Consider the following 21,618-nt stretch of genomic DNA (forward strand, 5'->3'; position numbering starts at 1 on the left):
AATTCAGCGATGAGAGGAGACGCGATGGTCACACATTTCAGAGAACTCAGAGTCTATCGGCGAGGGATGGACGTAGCCATGCAACTCTTCGAGCTGTCGAAAGGGTGGCCGAAGGAAGAGCGCTACGCCCTGACTGATCAGGCGCGGAGATCGTCACGGGCCGTCTGCGCGAACGTGGCCGAGGCGTGGGGAAAGCGGCGGTATCCACGGCATTTCGTCAGCAAGTTGACGGATGCTGACGCGGAGGCCAGGGAGACGCAGGCGTGGATCGAGATCGCGGTGCGGTGTGGATATATCGAGCGGGATGCGTTCTACGAGCTAGATGATGCCTGCGAGGTTGTCATCGGTAGCCTCGTAAAGATGATGCAACAACCCGACCCCTGGTGCGGTCCCTCTGCTCTCACCCGCGAACCCGAGAGGCCGTACTACATCTGCGACCCCGGCCAATAAGCCTTCTTCTCCCACCCCTCCAGCCTCCCATCCTCACTTTCATTCCCGTCGAAGAGGCGAAGCGCATCGTGACCGGAGCCGTCTCGCAGCCCCTCGGCACCGAGCGCGTCCCGCTCGCCGAGGCCCTCGGGCGTACTCTGGCCGAGCCGGTCGTCAGCCGCGACGCCATTCCGCCGTTCGACAACTCGGCGATGGACGGGTTCGCGGTCCGCACCGGAGACTTCGCCGGCGGCACGGCCACGCTGGACATCACCGGCGACGTGGCGGCCGGGAGCGTGCCGAGCGAGGCTGTGCGGCCGGGCACCTGCGTCCGCATCATGACCGGTGCGCCCATCCCTGACGGTGCCGACGCCGTCGCCCCGGTCGAGTGGACGGAGGTCAATGGCAGACATGTCCACGCCTGCCGGGCACCGACGCCGGGACAGTACATACGCCCTGCCGGACAAGACGTGCAGCCCGGCGACGAGATGGTGCCAGCCGGCACCGTCGTCACGCCGCCGGTCGTCGGGATGGCGGCGACGCTCGGATACCCGACGCTCGCCCTCCGCGTCCCGCCGCGCGTGGCGGTCGTGGCGACGGGCGACGAACTCGTGGAGGCCGGAGTCGAGCCGAAGCCGGGTCAGATCCGCGACGCAAACGGCCCGGCCCTCGCCGCTCAGGTCGCGCATGCCGGAGGCACCGTGCGCGGACCCTTTCATGCCCGCGACGACGAGGCCGACGCACGGGCCGTGCTGGAAACCGCGCTCGACGCCGATGTGCTCGTCGTCTCCGGCGGCGTCTCGATGGGGGACCGCGACGTCGTCAGAGAGGTGCTGGACGGGCTCGGGGTGGCGTGGCGCTTCTGGAAGGTCCGGCAGCGGCCGGGCAAGCCGCTCGCTTTCGGCACGCGGGGCGGCACGCTCGTCTTCGGGCTGCCCGGCAACCCGGTGTCCTCGGCGGTGTGCTTCGAGCAGTACGTCCGGCCGGCGCTCGCCGCGCTCCTCGGCCGGCGCGCCGTGCATCGCCCGCGCCTCCCCGCCGTCCTTGCAGAGGACATCGTGAAGGGCGCCGGGCTGCACCACGTCGTCCGGGGCACCACCGAGACGCGCGGCGACGGATCGCTCCGGGTGCGGCCTACCGGCGCGCAAGCGTCGAACCTCTACTCGTCCGTGCTCCGCGCTGACTGCCTGATCCACCTGCCCGAGAACATGGAGCATCCAGCCGCGGGCACGCTGGTCGAAGTCGAGTGGTTGCGGTGGTAAATTTCCTGCGCGTCAGGTGGCCCGCCTGCGCCAGAGGCGAGGTGCCAGACCCTCTCGAACAGTGGATGGGAAGTCTTCCTGGTTCGAGCGGTCTGGCTGAACATAAAGTGGACACATTTTAGCCTTGCCAGGGGAGCCGCCCGCAGCGAGCTTAGGTCGAATCGAGGTGCTGGGGGCCCTTCGGCACATTGTCCCTCTTGTTTCTTACCTTCAGTGGTACCTTTGTCGGGCTGTCGATTCCGAGGGGCTACCCTCCGCAGATGCCAGGTCGGCACCGAACGCTCCGGTGCCCGTGACCACACCACTCCCATCCATCAGCAATCCGGACCTATGTCTGAACCCACCTTCTCGCACGATGAGCTCCGAAGCGACCGGCGCTCCTTCCTCAAGATGGCCGGCATCGGCGGGGCCGTCCTCGTAGCCGCCGGCTGCGACTCTGCGGACACGCCCGACCCCATCGACCCCGGCACCTTCGCCGGGCTCATGGGCACCGTCACGACCGAAGACGGCGTCCCGCTCGCCGACGTGGTGGTCACGGTCGATGAGACCTCGCGCACGGCGACGACCGACGCGAACGGGAACTACGCCATCGAGAACCTGCCGACGGGCACCTACACGGTGCGTGCCAACGGGGACAACTTCGCCGAAGGAGAAGCCGAGAACGTGGTGATCGCCGACGGCAGCGCCGGCACCGCCGACCTCTCGCTGAGCCCAGGCGGAAACATCGTCTTCGACTTCGCCGACGACTTCGGACCGCTCAACTACGCCTACGCGCTCGAGCAGCTCGAGGCCGCGTTCTACGAAACCGTCGTGGCCGCCCCCGATTTCGCGACCATCTTCAGCGCCGAGGAGCAGGCCATCATGCTGGACCTCGCGGCGCACGAGGGCATCCACCGCGACCTCTTCTTCGCCGCCATCAGCGGGATCGGGGGGACTCCGGCCAACCGCGACCTCATCCCCATGCTCGTCCCAAACTTCGACCGCCCAGAGCTCGGCACGGCGCAGGTCGACTTCAGCAGCCGGGAGAGTGTACTCGCCACCGCGCAGGTCTTTGAGGATCTCGGCGTGGGAGCGTACAACGGAGCAGGCCGCTCCTTCAGCGACACACCGGGCGGCGCGGCGTTCCTCACGCTCGCCGGCAAGATCGTCTCGGTCGAGGCGCGTCACGCGTCGGTGGTCGCGCAGTTGCTCAGCGACGATGGCAGCATTCCGCTCGCCGCCGACGATGTCATCGATGCCAGCGGTCTCGACCAGGCGCTCGCCCCCATCGACGTCCTCGCGGCGGCCGCACCGTACCTCGTCTACCCGGACGAAGGCGGCGTCGTGACCGGGCTCCAAGCCATCAACGCCTAGCCGGCCTCCCACCTCCCCTCCCTGCGCTCTCTTAGCACCACACGACGCTATGACTCACGACTTCCTGAAAACCCTCGACGCGTTCGACAACGCGACCTCCTCCCGGCGCGACGCCATCCGCAAGGCGGGCCGCCTCGGGGCCAACGCCGCGCTCGCCGCGCTCCCGCTCTTCGCCTCGTCAAAGTCTGCGGTGGCGAGGAGCTCCGGCCCCGACGGGGATGCCGAAATCCTCAACTATGCCCTCACGCTCGGGTATCTCAAGCGCTTCTTTTACGAAGCAGCCCTCAAAAACAGCGCGCTCGGTATTCCGGACAGTGACCGGCCTCTTTTCGAGGAGATCAGCGCCAATGAGAATGCTCAGGTAGAGTTTCTCTCTGAGGTGATCACAGACCTAGAACGCACACCGGTCGTGTTCGAGGCTAACGATTTCGACTTCACCGCCGGCGGCACGTACGACCTGGACGACTACGACACGTTCCTGACGCTGTCGCAGTCGTTCGAAGACTTGGGGCAGCGAGCCTACAAGGGGCAAGCCGCGCGCATCGAGACAGCGGCTATCCTGACGGCAGCGCTCCAGATCCACTCCGTCATGGCTCGCCAAGCAGCAGCAGTACGTCGCCTTCGGGGCAACCAGGGGTGGATACCGAACAACCAACCCGGTGCTGCAGTGCCAGCTATCTATGCCGGCGAAGAGAACGTTATCCAGGGCAACGTCGATCTCTCTACGAGCCTTCCCGGCGTCGGCACGCTGTACACGGTCGAGCAGATCACCGAGGCGTTCGACGAGCCCCTCTCGATGGAGGACGTGACCAACGAGGATGGAACGGGTATCGCCGATCCGTTCTTCGCGTAGGATTGCCGAGCATCGCACCTGGGCAAAGCGCCCGGCTTCCACTGCGGAAGCCGGGCGCTTTTGCGTGCTCTAGGCCGGAGGGACACCTACATCCCGGTCAGTTCGGAGGTCATCGTGCCGCCGCCCATCTGCGCAGGCAGCGTCGACATAGACTTGACCAGCATCCCCGTCTCCTGGTCGAGGAAGAGCGTCGAATCCTCGTTCGAGTCCGCCTTGTCCACCTCGACGACCCACGCCTGGTACGTCCCAGCAGGGACCGTGACCTCCTCCGTGCCGGTGACCGCGAGGGTATAGGTCGAGACGCCCTGCTGGCCGGGAACCGGGTTGTAGGCGGCGAACGAGGCGGCGTAGCCCTCCGCGAGCGGGAGCGTACTCAGGCCCACTTCGAGCACATGGCCGCCCGCGACGATCGGCAGGTCGAGTGCCGCCGTGAACGGCATCGACTGGCCGCCCTGCGACATCTGGCCCTGGACCTCGTCCTCGTCGTAGGTGATCTCGATCACGCCTGGCCCCTGCTGCATCTTCCGGAAGAGCGGGGTGAGGTCGGCCTGCGCGACGACGAACGAGTCCAACACCGTCACGCTACCCATCATCGGCGGGAGCGTGGCGCGGTCCACGATGGCGAGGGCCGGCTTCCCGTCGTGCTCAACAGCCGCCACAGTCCGGGTCGGGTCTTCGAGGGTGATCTCCTGGCCCTGCACGCTCATCGCGATGTCGTAGCGCATCGTGGTGACCTCGACAGCGTTGCCGTCGAACGGCAGGTCGGTCATGTCACTCGACCCCACCGGGTCGGTCACGACGACCGTGGCGGGGTCTACCATGATCGCGCCTAGCCGGTCGCTGATGTCGTCAGGCATGTCGTCCTGATGGCGGCCGCCGACGTGCTCGGCGAGGAAGCCCTCGATCTTCGCCATCATGGCCGTGCGGTTCTCGCGGCCGCGGAAGCCGTGGCCCTCGTCCGGCGCGACCATGTACTCGACCGGGAAGCCGCGGTCGCGGAGGGCGACGACGATCTGGTCGCTCTCGCGCTGCTTCACGCGCGGGTCGTTGGCCCCCTGGACGACCAGCAGCGGCGAGGTGATCCGCTCGGCGCTGTTCAGCGGCGACTGCGCCTCCAGCATGGCGCGCTCCGCGGGGTCGTTCATGTCCCCGACGCGCTCGGCGAACATCTTGCGGCCGGCCTCCCAGTAGGGCGGGATCGACTCCAGAAGCGTGATGATGTTGCTCGGGCCGACGATCGAGACGCCGGCAGCGTAGAGGTCGGGCGTGAAGGCGACGCCGGCGAGCGTGGCGAAGCCGCCGTAGGAGCCGCCCATGATGGCGACGCGCTCGGGGTCGGCGATGCCCTCGTCGACGAGGTGCTGCACGCCGTCGGTGAGGTCGTGCTGCATCGCGCCGGTGCCCCACTCCTTGTTGCCCGCGTTCAGGAACGCCTTGCCGTAGCCCGTGGAGCCGCGGAAGTTGGGCTGGAGGACCGCGTAGCCGCGGTTGGCGAGGAACTGCGCGAAGGAGTCGTAGCCGTAGGAGTCGCGCGCCCACGGCCCGCCGTGCGGCAGCAGGACGACGGGCAGGTTCGTCGGCGCGACGCCCTGAGGCAGCGTGAGGTAGGCCGGGATCTGCATCCCGTCGCGGGCCTCGTAGCGGACGACCTGCATCGGGGCCATGTGCTCGACCGGCAGTTCGGGCCGCGACGTGTAGAGCTTCTCAACAGTCCGCGCCTCGCGGTCGAAGAGGTAGCGCGAGCCGGGGTCCACGTCGCGCGTGAGCGTGACCACCATGTAGCGCTCGCTGCGGTCGGCGGAGCCGGGATAGATCTCGCCGTCAGGCAGCGTCTCGCGGAGGAAGGCGAGGTCGGCCTCGACGACGTCGGTCTGCGGGTAGAGCCGGACGCGGTCGCCGTTGTAGTAGGTCATCAGCAGCTCATCGGTGACGTCCGAGAACTGCGCGCCCGCCATGTCAGCCTGGCCCTCGGGGTCGCGCTCGACGAGCGTCTCCTCCTGCGTCTCCAGGTCGAACAGGACGAGCTCGGTGAGGTCGCGGTCGCCCTGGTTGGTGATCATGTAGACCTTGTCGCCGTCCGGGTGGAAGCGGAGCGGGCGGCAGGACTCGGCCACGGTGCAGGCGTAGATCGTCTCGCCAATCGTGCCGTCGGCGGCGACGGGCCGGACCTCGCTCGTGCCCGTGGCCGGGTCCGAGCGAATGGCGAGGCGAACGTCGCCGTCGAGGTCCGTGGCCCAGCCTGCGATCTGCTCGGTGTTCTCGATCAGCAGCGTCCGCTCGCCCGTCTCGATGTCAACGCGGTAGACGTCGTGCCACGCCGGGTCGCGGTCGTTGAGGCCGACCAGCATCGAGGTGGGGTCGCTCTCGGGCACGTCGAGAATGAGCGCGCGGACGCCGTCAAGGTCCGTGAGGTTGCGCGCGGGCGGGACGCCGGTCTTCGCCTCCGGCGCAGCGCTGAGGTCTACGGCGTAGACGTGGAAATCCTCGTCGCCGCCCTTGTCCTGGACATAGAGGAGGCGCTGGCTGTCCTGGCTAAAGAAGAAGCCGGCGACCGGGCGGTCGTCGGCCGTCAGCGGCCGGGCCGCGTCGAACGGCTCGTCGAGGCCTTTGACCCAGACGTTCATCACCTCGCCGCCGTCGGCGGTCTCGTAGGGCTTCCGGAAGGCGATCATCGAGCCGTCCGGCGAGAGTGTGCCACCGGCGATCTCGGGGTCGCCGAAGAACACGTCGCGGTCGATGAGGGGCGGAAGCTGGGCGGTGGCCGGGAGGACGGGGAGGAGGAAGGCGGCGAGGAGCGCCGCACGGAGCACCGTGTGCATGGCAGGACGGGGGTTGGCGGTCAGAAACGAAGCAAGATAGGCCGTGCCTTACGGCTGCTTGCCCGCTCCGGTTGCGTCGGACGAGTTCAGGACCGTGTGCGAAGGAGGGAGCTGTAACTTGCACCGGTCCCGGTAAGCCTCAACGCTCAATGTCTGGAGATCCGCGAACCATCATCGTCGCCGGGCCGAACGGGGCCGGGAAGACGACCTTTGCGTTGGAGTACCTGCGCGCCGACCCGCTGCCGTTCCTCAGCGCCGACGCTGTCGCCGCAGACCTCGCGCCTGACGATCCTGCCCGGGCGCGCGTCGAAGCGGGGAAAGTCTTCCTGCGTCGTCTTGGCACCTACATCGAGGCGGAGGAGTCGTTCGCGGTCGAGACCACGCTGGCCGGGCTAGGGTTCGAGCGTCTGCTGGACCGGATGCAGCCTCGCTATGACACAACGCTCGTCTTCCTCTTCCTCGACAGGCCGGAGACCTGCCTAGCGCGCGTCCGCGAGCGCGTCGCGAAAGGCGGGCACCACGTCCCCGAGGCCGATGTCGTCCGCCGCTACTACCGCAGCAAGCGCAACTTCTGGAACGTCTACCGATTCAAAGCAAATCGATGGCAACTCTACTTCAACGCTACGGAAGGAGTCGAGGGCGTTGCCACCGGTGACAGCAACGGCTACAGCGTCAGCAACGACACCCTGTTTCAACTCTTTCTGAGCGACCTGGACGACTATGCAGGCTCCTGATCTCGACAAAGCCACACTCGAACAGTTTGTCGAGTTTGAGCGCATCGGCAACCGGGCGGTGCGGCGGGCGCAGGAGGAAAGCCGCCGCCTCGGGGTGCCCAACGTTTACTCCATCGGCGGCGTCCTCCACTACGAACGCCCCGACGGCTCCCTCACGACGGAGGACCTGACAGCCGAGCCGCACACACCGAACTCGACCGACAGGCCCTCCTGATTTTGCGGCGTGCCGGGCTACGCTTTCTGCAGCTCGCTCTCGGACTTCAGCACGCGGTCGCCGTCGTCCTGCTCGATGAGGTAGGCTGGGTTGTCCTCGTCGGCGTCGCGCGTGACCTCGTTGCCTTTGATGGTCCGCGTGACGTGCTCGGTGAAGGATTCCTGGACGGTACCGGTGGCCGTGCCGTCGCCCCAGTTCCACTGGACGTTGTCGCCCTGGTTGTATGTCGGCATCGAAGAGAGGTGCTCGGTGAGAGATGTGTGCGAGATGAGGAGTAGCCCGTACCGGGCGACCCCGGGGTGCGGTTCCGGTTTCGCGGTGCGGAGCGGTTAGGCAATCTCGCAACCGCGCCGCCCGTTCGTGCGTCTGACTGTCCGCTCCTCAAGAGACTGTCGAGGATTCACGCTCGCGGGCTACGCACGGCTGCAAACCGCCCCGTCGTCGTTGCGCTCGTCACCCGGTGCCCTGCATCGGGCTCCTCTCGCGCCTCGACGGGTTCGGTTTTCGCTCGCGCTCGCCTTCACCTTCGAAATCTCAACAGTCTCTAAGACCCCGCACCTGCATGTCCCGACGCATCCTCTGGGCCGACGACGAGATCGACCTCCTCCGCCCGCACATCCTCTTCCTCGAAGCCAAAGGGTTCGACGTGACGAGTGTCACGAACGGGGCCGACGCCGTCGACAAGATGCGCGGCGCGCGCTTCGACGTGGTCTTCCTCGACGAGCAGATGCCGGGCATGGGCGGGATCGAGACGCTCGGCGAGCTGAAGGGGATGGCTCCCGAGACGCCGGTCGTGATGATCACGAAGAGCGAGGAAGAGCACCTGATGGAGGACGCGATTGGGCGGCAGATCGCGGACTACCTCATCAAGCCGGTCAACCCGAAGCAGATCCTGCTCACCTGCAAGCGCCTCCTCGAAGGCTCGCGCCTCCGCGATGAGACCGTCTCGCAGAACTATCTCCAGTCGTTCGGCCAGATCGCGGCCGACATAAGCAGGGGGCTGGACCACGAGGGCTGGGCCGAGGTCTACGCCGACCTCGTCCGCTACGGCCTCGAACTCGACGCCGACGACGGCGCGCGCCAGATCCTGGACGACCAGGCCCGCGACGCCAACCGCGCCTTCGGGCGCTTCGTCGAGCGCCACTACCCGGCCTGGATCGAGGAGGCGCAGGCGGGCGAGACCGCCGACCGGCCCGCGCTCAGCCACGAGGTCCTGCCCCGCTGGGTGCTCCCCCACCTCGACGGCGGAGGCTCGGGGACGAGCCGGCCGGTCCTCTTCTTCCTGATCGACTGCATGCGCTTCGACCAGTGGCTGGAGTTCGAGCGCCTGCTCTACCCGCTGTTCGACATCGAGAAGGACTGGCACTACGGGCTGCTCCCGACCGCGACGCCGTACGCGCGCAACGCCATCTTCAGCGGCCTCCTGCCGATCGACATCGCCGCGCGCTACCCGCAGTTCTGGCAGCACGACAACGGCGACGAGCACTCGCTCAACCAGTTCGAGTCCGAGCTCCTCGGCGAGCTCCTCAGGCGCAAGCACAAGCGCGACACCCGCTACCGCTACGAGAAGATCATCTCGACCGACGACGGCGTCGCCCTCGCTGACCGCGTCTCGGACCTCGCCCAGCACGACCTCGCAGCCGTCGTCGTCAACTTCGTCGACATCCTCGCCCACAGCCGGTCGGACTCGAACGTGCTCAAGGAGATCGCCCCGGACGAGCGAGCGTACCGGGCGCTCACGCGGACCTGGTTCGAGCACTCGTGGCTCTTCCGCGCCTTCGAAGATCTCGCCCGGCAGGACGTGACCGTTGTCATCTCGACCGACCACGGCGCGATCCGCAGCCTCCACGCCACGAAGGTCATCGGCGACCGCGAGACCTCGACCAGCCTCCGCTACAAGCACGGGCGCAACCTCAAGTGCGACGAGCGCCACGCCATCTTTGTCAAGGAGCCCGAGACCTACGGCCTGCCGCGCACGGGGCTGAACGAGAACTACATCTTTGCGAAGGAGGATTACTACTTCGTCTACCCGACGAACTACCACCGCTACCTCAACCGCTACAACGACACGTTCCAGCACGGCGGCGTCTCGCTCGAAGAGGTGGTCCTCCCGGTCGTGACGATGCGGCCTCGGTGAGCGTGGGGAGTGCTTCGCACGCGGGTTGTCCAGGCGTGGGGGGAATGGAGAGAACGGAAGGAGGGATGACGACAGGGGGTACGGACTATGCCTGACTTCGCCGACTTGCTGCCTGCCGAGACGGCCTCGCCGGAAGAGACCGTCGCCCTCGGCCGCCGCTTGGCCGAGCGCCTCCGGCCGGGCGACGTGCTTGCGCTCGCGGGCGACCTCGGCGCAGGCAAGACGCACCTCGCCAAGGGCCTCTGCTCAGGGCTGGGCGTGCCGCTCGAAAGCGTCACGTCGCCGACGTTCACGATCGCCAACGAGTATGCGGGGACCGTGCGTGGTGACGCCGTGCCGGTCTACCACCTCGACGCCTACCGGATCGAGCGCCCGGAGGAGTTCTTCGAGCTGGGCTACGAGACCTACTTCTTCGGCGACGGCGTCTGCCTCGTCGAGTGGCCCGAGCGCGTGGCGGGCCTCATTCCCGAGGACGCCGTCGTGCTCCGGCTGACGCACCGCGCGGGCGACCGGCGGCGGGTGGAGCGAGTGACGAACGACGAGTGACGAACGACGAGTGACGAACGACGAGTGACGAACGACGAGTGACGAACGACGAGTTCTCAGCTCCAGAACCCATTCGTAGCTCGTCATTCGTACTTCGTAACTGACATGACCTACGCTGACGCCGAAGCAACGCTCCTAGCTCTGCCGCGCTTCGCGGACCAGGGGGTGCTGGCCTACGAGCCGGGGCTGGAGCGGATCGAGGCGCTGCTGGGCGCGATGGGGCGTCCTCACGAGCGCTTCCGCAGCGTCCACGTCGCGGGTACCAACGGCAAGGGCTCGACGGCGTCGATGGTCGCGGCCATCGGGACGGCGGCCGGGCTGCGCGTGGGGCTCCACACCTCGCCGCACCTGTCCGAACTCACGGAGCGGATGCGGCTCGGCGGCGTCCCCGCGCCGCACGAATGGGTCGCCGACGCCGTCACGCGCTTCCGCCCGACGTTCGACGCTGTTGCGCCGAGCTTTTTCGAGGCGACCGTCGCGCTCAGCTTTCTCTACTTCGCCGAGGAGGCGGTGGACCTCGCGGTCGTCGAGGTCGGCCTCGGAGGTCGGCTCGACGCGACGAACGTCCTCCGGCCCGAGGCGGCACTCGTCACCCACATCGGGCTCGACCACACCGACCTGCTCGGGGACACGCGCGAAGCCATCGCCCGCGAGAAGGCCGGCATCGCCAAGCCGGGCACGCCGCTTCTCAGCGCCGCCGAAGGCGAGAGCGTGGTCGCGGCGCTGCGCGAGACGACGGAGGCGCGGGGCGGGCAGTTCGTGAACGTCCGCGACGAGGTGACAGTGGACATCGCGGACGACGCTGCCGACGGGCTCGTGCTCAACATCGGGACGCCGGTGCGGACGTACGCCGGGCTGCGCACCGGGCTGGCCGGGCAGCATCAGGCGTGGAACGCCGCGCTCGCCGTGCGGGCCGCGGAGACGGCTCTTCCAGAAGTAACACATAACCTAGACCATGTGCAAAATGGCCTCGCGGATGTCAGGAAACTTAGTGGCCTCGGCGGCCGTTGTGAAACCTACCAATCGTCCCCTCTCATCCTAGCCGACGTAGCGCACAACGCGGACGGGCTCGCGGCTGCACTCGCGGTCACACGAGCCAAACTTTCCTCAGCGGGGGTGCTCCACGTACTTTTCGGTGCGATGCAAGACAAGAGCCTCGACGCGCTGGCCGAGGTGCTCGCCCGCTACGAGACCGTCGTGCTGCCCGTCGGGTTGTCCGTGCCTCGCGCCGCGTCTGCGGACACGCTGGCAGCGATCTTCCGCGCGCGCGGCCTGCGCGTCGTAGACACGGCAGGCGTGCCGGAGGGCATCGACTGGTTCCGCCGCCGCGCGGGGACTGCCGACGGACTGCTTATCACTGGATCCCATCTCACCGTAGCACGCGCTCACGTTCTGACCCGCGGCTCCTCAGCGACGTGACATAACCACGCGACGCACCGCAGCACGGGCGACGCACCATCTCCCGTCTCTCCTCTTCCAGGCATCCGCTCGCGGAGGCCAGCCCCTTCCTTATGACTATCGCCTCTCTCCAGGACAAAAAGCTCGCTGAGCTGCAGCGCATCGCACGGGACCTCCGCGTTCAGGAGTACTCGCACCTGCGCCGCGAGGACCTGATCTACCAGATTCTGGAGGCCCACGCCCGGCGCCATGCGGAGCGCCCGGAGCCCAGGCCGAGCGTCACGGAGTCCGTCGAGCCTCTGGTGCGGAAGGAAGCGCCCGCCCGCCCGGCCGAGCGCGAGCAGCGCCCCCGGCGGACCGAGCGGCGCGGCCGGCACGCTCGCCCCCGGCAGCCGCTCTCCGACGACTACCCGGACTACATGCGGTCGTTCGACCCGTCGATGACGTCGCTCATCGGGATGATCCGCAAGGTGGGCGTGCTCGAGATCCTGCCGGACGGCTACGGCTTCCTCCGCTCGGCGGAGTTCAACTACCTCCCCTCGGCCGACGACATCTACGTCTCGCCGAGCCAGATCAAGCGCTTCAACCTCCAGAAGGGCGACACCGTCGACGGCGAGATCCGGCCGCCGAAGGAGGGGCAGCGCTTCTTCGCGCTCATCCGCGTCAACTCGATCAACGGCAGCACGCCCGAGGGCATGGGCGAGCGCGTCGACTTCGACCACCTGACGCCGCTCTTCGCCCAGGAGGCGCTGAGCCTGGAGACCGAGCCCGACGAGGCGTCGACGCGGGTGATGGACCTCTTCTGCCCCATCGGCAAGGGGCAGCGCGGGCTGATCGTGGCGCAGCCCAAGACGGGCAAGACGATGCTGCTCCAGAAGATCGCCAACGCCGTCACGACCAACTACCCCGACGTCCACCTCCTCATCCTGCTCGTCGACGAGCGGCCCGAGGAGGTCACCGACTTCGAGCGCAACGTCGAGGGCGAGGTCATCGCCTCGACCTTCGACGAGGAGCCGGCGCGGCACGTCGAGGTGGCCGAGGTCGTGCTCGCCAAAGCCAAGCGCTACGTCGAGGGCGGGCAGGACGTGGTCGTGCTCCTCGACTCGATCACGCGCCTCGCGCGGGCGCACAACGCCATCTTCGCCGGGCAGAGCCGGACCATGTCGGGCGGCCTCGAAGCCGGCGCGCTGCGCGGGCCGAAGCGCTTCTTCGGCAGCGCCCGCGCCGTCGAGGAGGGCGGCTCGCTGACGATCATCGGCACGGCGCTCGTCAACACCGGCTCCAAGATGGACGACGTGATCTTCGAGGAGTTCAAGGGCACCGGCAACATGGAGATGGTGCTCAGCCGCGACCTCGCCAACCGCCGCATCTACCCAGCGATCGACCTGCTGGCGAGCGGGACGCGCCGCGAGGAACTGCTCGTCCCCGAGGAGCGGCTCCAGCGCATCCACATCCTCCGCCGCTTCCTGGCCGACATGGACCCCGTCGAGGCCATGCCCTTCCTCCTCGACCGGATGCGCGGCACCGAGAGCAACACGGCCTTCCTGGAAGGGATGAACAGTTAGGAGCGGAGGACGGGAAGAGCGGAAGCGGGAAAGACGAGCGCGACGCTAAATCCTAGACGCTTCCGCTCGTCCGCTCTTCCGTGCCTACCCAACCTCCGCCACTTCGGCGGCGACGGCGGCCTGCGCTTCCTCGGCGTCCGGCGTGCCCGGCTCGGGGAGAAAGCGCCACACGAGCGCGGCCATGAGCAGGATCACGACGGCCGAGAGCAAGGTCGTCGAGCGGTAGCCCATCCCGGCGTAGGTCGCGCCCGCTAGGCTCGCGCCGAGGCCGGTCCCGATCTGCCCGATGGCGATCGTCAGCGAGAGGAGCGTGCCGCGCAGCTTGTCCGGCACGAGCGCCGTCAGGAGCGCCTGCAGCGGCGACATCCGCATCGAGAAGAGCCCCATGATGGCGACGTAGAACGGGTAGGCCACCCACCGGTCCTCCACGGCGTAGGTCAGCGCCGCGATCACCACCGACAGGCCGAGGCACGACGCCAGGATCAGCGGCTTCCGCCCGATCCGGTCCGAGAGCGTCCCGGCCCACGGACCGACGAGCACGCTCACCGTGCCCCCGACGAGGAAGAGCGTCGCGATGAAGTCGATGGGCACGCTGCCGACGGCGAACGGCTTGCCGAAGAGCGTGACGTCGAGCGAGAAGTTTGCCGTGAGCCACTGCGGGAGGTAGACCACGAGCAGGCTCAGGCTGAGGTACATCAGGAAGTAGGTCGCTGCCGCGGCCCGGACCGAGGCCGCGCCGAGAAGGTCGCGGTAGCGCCGGAGCGTGCCCAGGACCGTCACCTTGCCCGCGTCCAGCTCCACGTCCGGCTGCGGCACCACCTGCCAGATCAGCACGAACGCCACCGCCATCAGCGCGGCGAAGGCGAGAAACGGGAGCCGGAAGCCGGCCGCCGCCGCCAGCACGCGCCCCAGCGGAATCCCGATCACGAGCCCGAAGGCGACCCCGCTCATCACCCAGCCCGTCGCCCAGCCGCGCCGCTCGTACGGGAAGTAGTCGCCGACGTAGGACACGGCCGCGCCGCTGAGCATCCCCCCGGCGGCCCCGGCGAGGGCCCGGACGAGGAGCATGCCGGTGTAGCTCTGCACGAGGCCGTGCAGCGCCAGCATCGCCGCCAGCGCCCCCGACCCGAGCAGCAGCACCCGCCGCCGCCCGACCCGGTCCGAGATCGGCCCCATCACGACCGCCGCGACGGCGAGCGTGAACGAGTAGACCGTCACGAGCGTCCCGCGCAGCGACTCCGGGATCGAGAGGGCGTCCCCGATGATGGGGAGGATCGGGGTGATGATGATGGTCTGGCTCGCGGCCGTGAAGACCATCAGCCAGAGCGAGAAGAGGATGCCGTAGGTGCGGGGCGTAGCGCGGGCCACGTAGAAACCTGTTGGAACGAAGACCCGGATAAGCCGGGGTCGGGGAAAAGTTGCAGGGCTCAGGGATGGAGGAGCGGAAGAGCTCAGGATGCGCCGCCGAGTCAACCCTCCCCGCTTCCGCTCTTTCCCGCTTCCGCCCCTTCACGCCGTCTCCGCGGCCGGGTAACACTACGGTAACACGCCCCTAACAGCGGGGTAATGTGAGCGCTCTAAGTTGCGAGTTCTGAGTGGAAGTGGGGCTTCCACTCGCCTCCCATAGACAGCTCTCCTCCCACAACCTGGAGCGAACCCCATGCTTACTCCCATGCTTGTCGTGCGCCGTGCGCACATTCTCCTGTCAGCCGCCGTCGCGCTGACGCTCCTCCTCGCCACGCCGGCCGTGTTCGGTCAGACCGGTACAATTGCCGGGGTCGTCGTAGACCAGGACCTCGGCGAGACGCTCATCGGCGTCAACGTGCTCGTCGAGGAACTCGGCACCGGGGCCGCTACCGGCCTCGACGGTGATTACCGGATCGCCGGCGTCCCGGCCGGGACCTACACCCTCGTCGTCTCCTACCTCGGCTACAACACGCAGCGCGTCACGGGCGTCGCCGTGACCGAGGGCACTACGACCGTCGACGTCGCGCTCACCGAAGAGACACTCGAACTCGAAGGTGAGGTCGTGGTCGAGGCGCGGGCGCTGCGCAACAACGAGGCGACGCTGCTCCGGGACCGCCAGAAGGCGGCCGGGCTGAGCGACGCCGTCTCCGCCGAGACCATCTCCCGCAGCGGCTCCTCGAACGCCGCCGACGCGATGGAGAAGGTGACGGGCGCGAGCGTTCAGGACGGGCGCTACATCTACGTCCGCGGCCTCGGCGACCGCTACATGAACACCCAACTCAACGGGGCCACGCTCCCGAGCTCGGACCCGGACCGCAACGCCGTCCCACTCGACCTCTTCCCCGGCGGGCTGCTCGACAACATTGTCACCTCGAAGACCTTCACGCCCGACAAGCCCGGCGACTTCACCGGCGGCTCGGTCAACATTGCCACGAAGTCGTTCCCCGACCAGCTTACGCTCGGGTTCTCCTCGTCGATGTCGGTCAACACGAACGCCGCGCCGGGCAGCGACATCCTGGCCGTGCCCGACGGCCTCGGCGTGCTCGGCACCTCGGACAACGACCTCCCGGCGGCGCTCGAAAACGGCGACGTGCCGACGATCGGCGAGACGTTCGGCAACGCGGCTGAGGCGCAGGAGCTGGACCGCCTCTCCCGGTCCTTCAACGCGTCGATGGCCCCGGCCGTCAGCGCCGCCCCCGTCGCGCAGAGCTACAGCTTCTCGCTCGGCAACCGAACCGAACTGGCCGGCCGTCCACTGGGCTTCATCGCCTCGGCCAACTGGAGCCGCAGCACCTCGGCCTACGACGACGGGCGCTTCGGGCAGTTCTCGCTGCCCGGCAGCGGCGACGGCGTGACCGAACTCACCTCGGACCTCCGCCTGACCGATCAGGCCGGCAGCGAGGAGGTCCTCTGGGGCGGGCTGGCGAACCTCTCGTACCGCCCGGCGCAGCGCCACGAACTCGGGCTGAACGTGCTCTACAACCGCAGCGCGTCGCAGAGCGCCCGCCTCCGCACCGGGGCCTTCCCGCGCGACCTCTCGGCGGACCAGGTCTTCGAGACGCGTGCCCTCGAAACGATTGAGCGGACGCTGGCCTCCGCGCAGCTTCGCGGCGAGCACGCCTTCTCGGACCGCGGCGTGCAGGCCGAGTGGAACGCCTCGCTCGCCCGCTCGGCGCAGGACGAGCCGGACCTCCGCTTCTTCTCCAACCACTTCACGCCGGGCGCGGCCGACACGTCGTTCACGATCGCCGCCAACCTCTACCCCGAGCCGACGCGCTACTTCCGCGACCTCGAAGAGAACAGCGCAACCGCCAACCTCGACGTGACCGTACCTGTCCGGCTCTTCGGCCGCGCGGTCCGGGTCAAGACCGGCGGCTCGTTCCTGGCGAAGGGCCGCACGTTCCGTGAGCGCCGCTACGAATACCAGCGCAACGTCAACCAGCTCGTCTATTCCGGCGACGAGGACGCCTTCTTCGGCGACCAGAACGTCGGCATCATCGGGCAGGACGACGACGGCCGGCCGGTCTTCGGGAACTACCTCGTGGACCTCTCGACGCCGCGCAACAACTACGACGGCCGCCAGACGGTCGCGGCCGGGTACGGGATGGTCGACGCCGCGGTCACGGACCGGCTCCGCCTCATCGCCGGCGCGCGCGTTGAGACGACCGACATTGAGGTCGAGAACCTCGCGGCCCAGCGAGACCGGGGCACGATCAGCGAGGTCGACGTGCTGCCGTCGCTGAGCAGCGTCTACGCGCTCTCGGACCGGATGAACGTCCGTGCCGCCTACGGCCGAACGCTCGCCCGTCCGACGTTCCGCGAGTTCGCGCCCTACACCACCTACGACTTCGTCGAGAACCTGATCTACGTCGGCAACACGGACCTCGAGCGCTCGCTCGTCGACAACGTCGACCTGCGCTGGGAGTGGTTCTTCCAGCCCGGCCAGATCGTCGCCGTGAGCGGGTTCTTCAAGCAGTTCGACGGCCCCATCGAGCGCGTCATCCGGTCGGCCGCGACCAACCTCGAGGTCGAGTTCAACAACCTCGAATCGGCGCAGGTCTACGGGCTGGAGATGGAAGCCCGGACGGGGCTGGGCTTCGCCGGCCGCGCCCTCCGTCACTTCCAGGCCGGGGCCAACCTCACGCTCGTCCAGTCGGTCGTCGACATCGACGCCGCAGAGCTGGCCCAGATCCGCGCCAGCAACCCCGAGGCCGACGACACGCGCTCGCTCCAGGGCCAGTCGCCCTACGTGGTCAACCTCGACTTCGGGTACGAGAACCTCGAGCGCGGCACGGCCATCAGCCTCTTCTTCAACGTCTTCGGCGAGCGGCTCTACGCCGTCGCTCGGGGCGGGGCCCCGAACTACTTCGAGCAGCCGCGCAGCGTGCTCGACGTGGTCGCCTCGCAGGAGGTGGGGCGCGGCTTCACCGTCAAGCTCTCGGCCAAGAACCTCCTCGACGCGCGCTACGAGATCGTGCAGACGTTCCGGGGCCGCGACTTCGTCAACCGGGGCTACAGCCAGGGCCGGGCGTTCTCGCTCGGCGTGAGCTACAGCCTCTAACCGCGTCCGGTGTGCCGGCCCCAGGTGGGTGCGGCGGATGCCTCCCATCGACCCTTCATCATGACCCACACCATGACCACACGCCTGAAACGCCTCACGGCCCTCACCGCCCTCGCGCTCCTCGCCTTCACCGGCGTCGGCTGCGACAGCGACGGCGACGAGGACCCGCCCGAGGAGACCTTCACGCTCTACGAAGCCTTCTCTGGCCCCGCGGGCGACGGCGTCCGCATCACCGACCGCGGTGAGGGCACGGGCTCCCGCACGCTCTCGGCCGACACCACGTACTACCTCAGCGGGTTCGTCTTCGTCAACAGCGGCCAGACGCTCACGGTTGAGGCAGGCACAGTCGTGCGCGGCTTGCCGGGCGCGGGCGAGGACGCCTCGGCACTCATCGTCGCCCAGGGCGGGCGGATCGAGGCCAGCGGCACGGCCACCAACCCGATCATCTTCACGAGTGCCGGTGACGACGTGACCAACCCGAACGACATCCCGGCTGGCACGAGCGGCCTCTGGGGCGGCGTCATCCTCCTCGGCAACGCACCGACGAACACGACGCCCGCTGTCGTGTCGATCGAGGGTATTCCGACGACCGAAGCGCGCGGCAGCTACGGCGGCAGCAGCGCAGCCGACAACTCCGGCACGCTTCGCTACGCATCGATCCGCTACGGCGGCACCGACATCGGCGCGGGCAACGAGATCAACGGCCTCACCCTCGGCGGCGTCGGCTCGGGTACGACGGTCGAGTTCGTCGAGGTCTTCGGCAATGCCGACGACGGCGTCGAGTTCTTCGGCGGCACGGTCAACACGAAGTACCTCGCCGTCGCCTTCGTCGGCGACGACTCGTTCGACACCGATCAGGGTTACGTCGGCGACAACCAGTTCTGGTTTGCCGTCCAGTCGGCGACGACCGGCAACCGTGCCGGCGAGCACGACGGCGGCGATGCCGACCTCGGCGGCGAGGACGCCACGCCGTTCTCGACGGTCCGGGTCTCGAACGCGACCTACATCGGCTCCGGCGCGGCCTCGGGCAACGACGACAACGACCGCGTCCTCGAAGTCCGGGACAACGCAGCGGTGGAGTTCCACAACTCGATCTTCACCGACTTCGCCGACGGCGGCATCCGCATCGAGGACCTCGCCGACGCCGCGGCCCAGGACAGCCGCGCCCGCTTCGACGCGGGCGACTTCGCTTTCCAGAACAACTACTGGTTCGGCTTCGGGGCTGGCGGTGACCTGGAGAGCCTCATCGACCTCACCAAGATCGAAGACAGCGACGACGACGTGGACCCGGCCTTCCGCGCGACGCTCGCCGGTGCCCTCGTCGCTGGCGGCAACGTCCTCGTCGATCCTCAGCTTGCTGGCATCAGCCGCTCGGCCGACGGCGGCCTCAACCCGACGCTCGCCGCCGGGAGCCCCGCCCTCACCGGGGCCGAGATCCCGACGGGCGACTTCGAGAGCGTGCCCTACGTCGGAGCCTTCGGGGCGACCAACTGGCTCAAGGGCTGGACGGCGCTCGACGCCCTCGGCTATCTCGCTGACTAGGTAGGACCGTTAAGCACGACTGCGGCACCTGTGCTGTACCGCCCGGTATGGCCAGCCCGGACGCCGGTTTCCTCGTGGGAGGGGAGCCGGCGTCCTTCGTTTAGGGCGGCTGTTTCGTAATGTGCCGTTATTGTCACGGTAATCTAGCCGTCACAGTGGCGCCCTACCATAGCCCCAGACGAACCTCAGCCCGACCTCTCTGGGGCAGCGCCTATGACGACGCGGTATTTCCGCACCATCTGGATCTCCGACCTCCACCTCGGCACGCGCGGCTGCCAGGCCGACGCCGTGCTCGACTTCCTCCGCCACACCGACTCCGAGCGGCTCTACCTCGTCGGCGACCTCGTCGACGGCTGGGCGCTCCGGCGCGGCTGGCACTGGCCGCAGGCCCACAACGACGTGGTGCAGAAGCTCCTGCGCAAGGCGCGCAAGGGCACCCAGGTCGTCTACGTCCCCGGCAACCACGACGACTTCGCGCACCACTTCACCGGCCTCACCTTCGGCGAGATCGAGATCACGCGCGACGCCTTCCACGACACCGCCGACGGCCGCATCCTCCTAGTCCTTCACGGCGACCAGTTCGACGGGGCCGTGCGGCTGGCCCCGTGGCTCTCGCACGTCGGCGCGCGGGCCTACGAAGCGACCCTCGCGCTCAACACGGGCATCAACCGCGCGCGCCGGGCCTTCGGCCGGCCGTACTGGTCGCTGGCGGGCTACCTGAAGGGCAAGACCAAGAAAGCGGTGCAGTACGTCGCCGGCTTCGAGGAAGCGGTCGCCCGGCGCGCGCGCGAGCGCGACGTGGACGGCATCGTCTGCGGGCACATCCACAAGGCCGAGCTGCGGCCCATCGGCGGCATCCTCTACGCCAACTGCGGCGACTGGGTGGAGAGCTGCACGGCGCTCGTCGAGCACGACGACGGCCGCCTCGAGCTCGTCCGCTGGCCGGCGTTGCCCGAGGCTGAGGGCCTCACCGGCGACGGCCTCGCCACGGGCCTTCCGGTCCTCGACACCCCCCGCCCGAGCTGAGACTTCCGACTCCATGCGCGCACTCTTCGTAGTCCAGGGCGAAGGCCGAGGCCACATGACGCAGGCGCTCGCGCTCAGCGAAGGGCTGGAGGCGCGCGGCCACGCCGTCTGCGCCGCGCTCGTGGGACGCGGCAACGGACGCTCGATACCGGCCTTCTTCAGCGAAGGAATCGAGGCCCCGGTCCACACCTTCGTCAGCCCAGGGTTCGCGTACGAAAACGGAGCTGTCCGGCTCGGGCGGACGCTACGCGAGGGGGCGCGGAAGAGCTGGCTCTACGCGCACCACCTCCAGACGCTCGACCGCCAGATCACGGCCTACCAGCCCGACGTGGTGGTGGGCTTCTATGAGGGCATGGTGGGGCTGCACCGCCTCGCGTTCTCATCCTCGGTGCCGACGGTCTGCATCGGGCACCAGTACATGTTCGGGCACCCGGCCTACCGGTTCGCGCCGGGACAGCGCCTCGGGCGAGCCGCGCTGCGGGCCTACACGCGGCTGACGAGCGTCGGCGCGGCACGGCGGCTGGCGCTCTCGTTCTATCCGGCCGAGGACCTGCCGGAGCGGCACCTCCGCGTCGTGCCGCCGCTGCTCCGCCGGGCCGTGCTGGACCTGGACGGGGACACCGACGACGGGTCGCTGCTGGTCTACCTCCTCAACCGGGACCGGGCCGAGGGGCTGGAGGCGTGGCACCGCCGCCACCGCGAGGTGCAGGTCCACTGCTTCTGGAGCGGCGAGGCCCGGCAGCCCCACCCAAACCTGCGGTTCCACCCGCTCTGCGGCACGCGCTTCCTGGAGCGGATGGCGCGGGCGCGGGGCGTGGTCTGCACCGCCGGGTTCGAGTCGGTCAGCGAGGCGCTCTGGCTCGGCAAGCCGGTCTGCATGGTCCCTACGCCGGGACACCTGGAGCAGCGCACGAACGCGCTCGACGCGCAGCGCCTCGGAGCCGGCATCTGGCAGCCGGACTTCGACCTCGACGCGTTCCTCCGGTACCTAGAGCGGCACCCGGCCTCGGCACAGGCCGAGACGACGCAGGCTTTCCGGTCCTGGGTGCGCTCGGGCGAGGCGGCGGTGGTGCGGGAGATCGAATCGGCGGTCCGGGAGCGAACCGTGGCGCAGCCCGTCTGGTCGCCCGTGGCGGTCGGGTCCCGTGCGCGGGCTGCCACCTAGCTGTGCGTCTATCCGGGTCCAACGAGTATCCGGGTCCAACGAGCCGC

17 protein-coding genes are annotated in these 21,618 nt (G+C 68.5%); 14 read left to right on the forward strand and 3 right to left on the reverse strand.

What is annotated here, in order from left to right:
* The first annotated feature begins 24 nt into the window (after window positions 1-24).
* The 4 genes from AAGI91_10190 to AAGI91_10205 all read left to right on the forward strand — a co-directional run bounded on the left by AAGI91_10190 (window position 25) and on the right by AAGI91_10205 (window position 3,897).
* Entirely contained in the window at window positions 25-450 is a 426-nt protein-coding gene (locus AAGI91_10190; protein ID MEM1042986.1) for a four helix bundle protein, read from the forward strand.
* Window positions 451-491: 41 nt separating this feature from the next.
* Window positions 492-1,691 carry a gephyrin-like molybdotransferase Glp gene (glp, locus tag AAGI91_10195; GenBank protein ID MEM1042987.1) on the forward strand — a complete coding sequence of 400 codons (1,200 nt, stop codon included), beginning with the start codon at window positions 492-494 and terminating at the stop codon, window positions 1,689-1,691.
* 330 nt (window positions 1,692-2,021) lie between these two features.
* Window positions 2,022-3,044 (forward strand): ferritin-like domain-containing protein, encoded by a 1,023-nt coding sequence (locus tag AAGI91_10200; protein MEM1042988.1) that lies wholly within the window; start codon window positions 2,022-2,024, stop codon window positions 3,042-3,044.
* 49 nt (window positions 3,045-3,093) lie between these two features.
* Window positions 3,094-3,897, forward strand: a complete 804-nt coding sequence (locus AAGI91_10205) for a ferritin-like domain-containing protein (GenBank protein ID MEM1042989.1) — start codon at window positions 3,094-3,096, stop codon at window positions 3,895-3,897.
* A gap of 86 nt (window positions 3,898-3,983) precedes the next feature.
* Here AAGI91_10205 and AAGI91_10210 read toward each other — a convergent pair whose 3' ends face one another.
* Window positions 3,984-6,716, reverse strand: a complete 2,733-nt coding sequence (locus AAGI91_10210; GenBank protein MEM1042990.1) for a S9 family peptidase — start codon at window positions 6,714-6,716, stop codon at window positions 3,984-3,986.
* Window positions 6,717-6,865: 149 nt separating this feature from the next.
* On the opposite strand from AAGI91_10210, the gene AAGI91_10215 reads away from it, so the two are divergent.
* Together AAGI91_10215 and AAGI91_10220 are read left to right on the forward strand one after the other, a co-directional pair.
* Window positions 6,866-7,450 (forward strand): AAA family ATPase, encoded by a 585-nt coding sequence (locus AAGI91_10215; protein MEM1042991.1) that lies wholly within the window; start codon window positions 6,866-6,868, stop codon window positions 7,448-7,450.
* Window positions 7,437-7,664, forward strand: a complete 228-nt coding sequence (locus AAGI91_10220) for a hypothetical protein (GenBank protein MEM1042992.1) — start codon at window positions 7,437-7,439, stop codon at window positions 7,662-7,664. The genes AAGI91_10215 and AAGI91_10220 overlap by 14 nt, the downstream gene beginning before the upstream one ends.
* A 17-nt stretch (window positions 7,665-7,681) precedes the next feature.
* On the opposite strand, the gene AAGI91_10225 is transcribed toward AAGI91_10220, so the two are convergent.
* Window positions 7,682-7,897, reverse strand: coding sequence for a DUF2945 domain-containing protein (locus tag AAGI91_10225; GenBank protein MEM1042993.1), 216 nt, complete (start codon window positions 7,895-7,897; stop codon window positions 7,682-7,684).
* 329 nt (window positions 7,898-8,226) lie between these two features.
* On the opposite strand from AAGI91_10225, the gene AAGI91_10230 reads away from it, so the two are divergent.
* From AAGI91_10230 to rho, 4 genes are all read left to right on the forward strand, one after another.
* The gene (locus tag AAGI91_10230; GenBank protein ID MEM1042994.1) at window positions 8,227-9,801 is read left to right on the forward strand and encodes a response regulator; all 1,575 of its coding nucleotides are present in this window, start codon (window positions 8,227-8,229) and stop codon (window positions 9,799-9,801) included.
* Between the two features lie 87 nt (window positions 9,802-9,888).
* On the forward strand, window positions 9,889-10,347 hold the full coding sequence (gene tsaE / locus AAGI91_10235; GenBank protein ID MEM1042995.1) for a tRNA (adenosine(37)-N6)-threonylcarbamoyltransferase complex ATPase subunit type 1 TsaE: 459 nt from the start codon (window positions 9,889-9,891) through the stop codon (window positions 10,345-10,347).
* A 105-nt stretch (window positions 10,348-10,452) separates the two neighbouring features.
* Window positions 10,453-11,766 carry a Mur ligase family protein gene (locus AAGI91_10240; protein MEM1042996.1) on the forward strand — a complete coding sequence of 438 codons (1,314 nt, stop codon included), beginning with the start codon at window positions 10,453-10,455 and terminating at the stop codon, window positions 11,764-11,766.
* A 92-nt stretch (window positions 11,767-11,858) separates the two neighbouring features.
* Window positions 11,859-13,310, forward strand: coding sequence for a transcription termination factor Rho (gene rho, locus AAGI91_10245; protein ID MEM1042997.1), 1,452 nt, complete (start codon window positions 11,859-11,861; stop codon window positions 13,308-13,310).
* Window positions 13,311-13,394: 84 nt separating this feature from the next.
* On the opposite strand, the gene AAGI91_10250 is transcribed toward rho, so the two are convergent.
* Window positions 13,395-14,678, reverse strand: coding sequence for an MFS transporter (locus AAGI91_10250; protein MEM1042998.1), 1,284 nt, complete (start codon window positions 14,676-14,678; stop codon window positions 13,395-13,397).
* Window positions 14,679-14,970: 292 nt separating this feature from the next.
* Here AAGI91_10250 and AAGI91_10255 point away from each other — a divergent pair, with 292 nt between their 5' ends.
* The 4 genes from AAGI91_10255 (at window position 14,971) to AAGI91_10270 (ending at window position 21,571) form a co-directional block, all read left to right on the forward strand.
* On the forward strand, window positions 14,971-17,838 hold the full coding sequence (locus AAGI91_10255; GenBank protein ID MEM1042999.1) for a TonB-dependent receptor: 2,868 nt from the start codon (window positions 14,971-14,973) through the stop codon (window positions 17,836-17,838).
* 60 nt (window positions 17,839-17,898) lie between these two features.
* A complete protein-coding gene (locus AAGI91_10260; protein MEM1043000.1) occupies window positions 17,899-19,380 on the forward strand; it encodes a T9SS C-terminal target domain-containing protein in 1,482 nt (493 codons plus the stop codon).
* A gap of 213 nt (window positions 19,381-19,593) precedes the next feature.
* On the forward strand, window positions 19,594-20,406 hold the full coding sequence (locus tag AAGI91_10265) for a UDP-2,3-diacylglucosamine diphosphatase (protein ID MEM1043001.1): 813 nt from the start codon (window positions 19,594-19,596) through the stop codon (window positions 20,404-20,406).
* A 13-nt stretch (window positions 20,407-20,419) separates the two neighbouring features.
* On the forward strand, window positions 20,420-21,571 hold the full coding sequence (locus tag AAGI91_10270) for a glycosyltransferase family protein (protein ID MEM1043002.1): 1,152 nt from the start codon (window positions 20,420-20,422) through the stop codon (window positions 21,569-21,571).
* Window positions 21,572-21,618: the final 47 nt, after the last annotated feature.

The sequence above is a fragment of the Bacteroidota bacterium genome, from assembly GCA_038746285.1.
Lineage (GTDB): Bacteria > Bacteroidota > Rhodothermia > Rhodothermales > JANQRZ01 > JANQRZ01.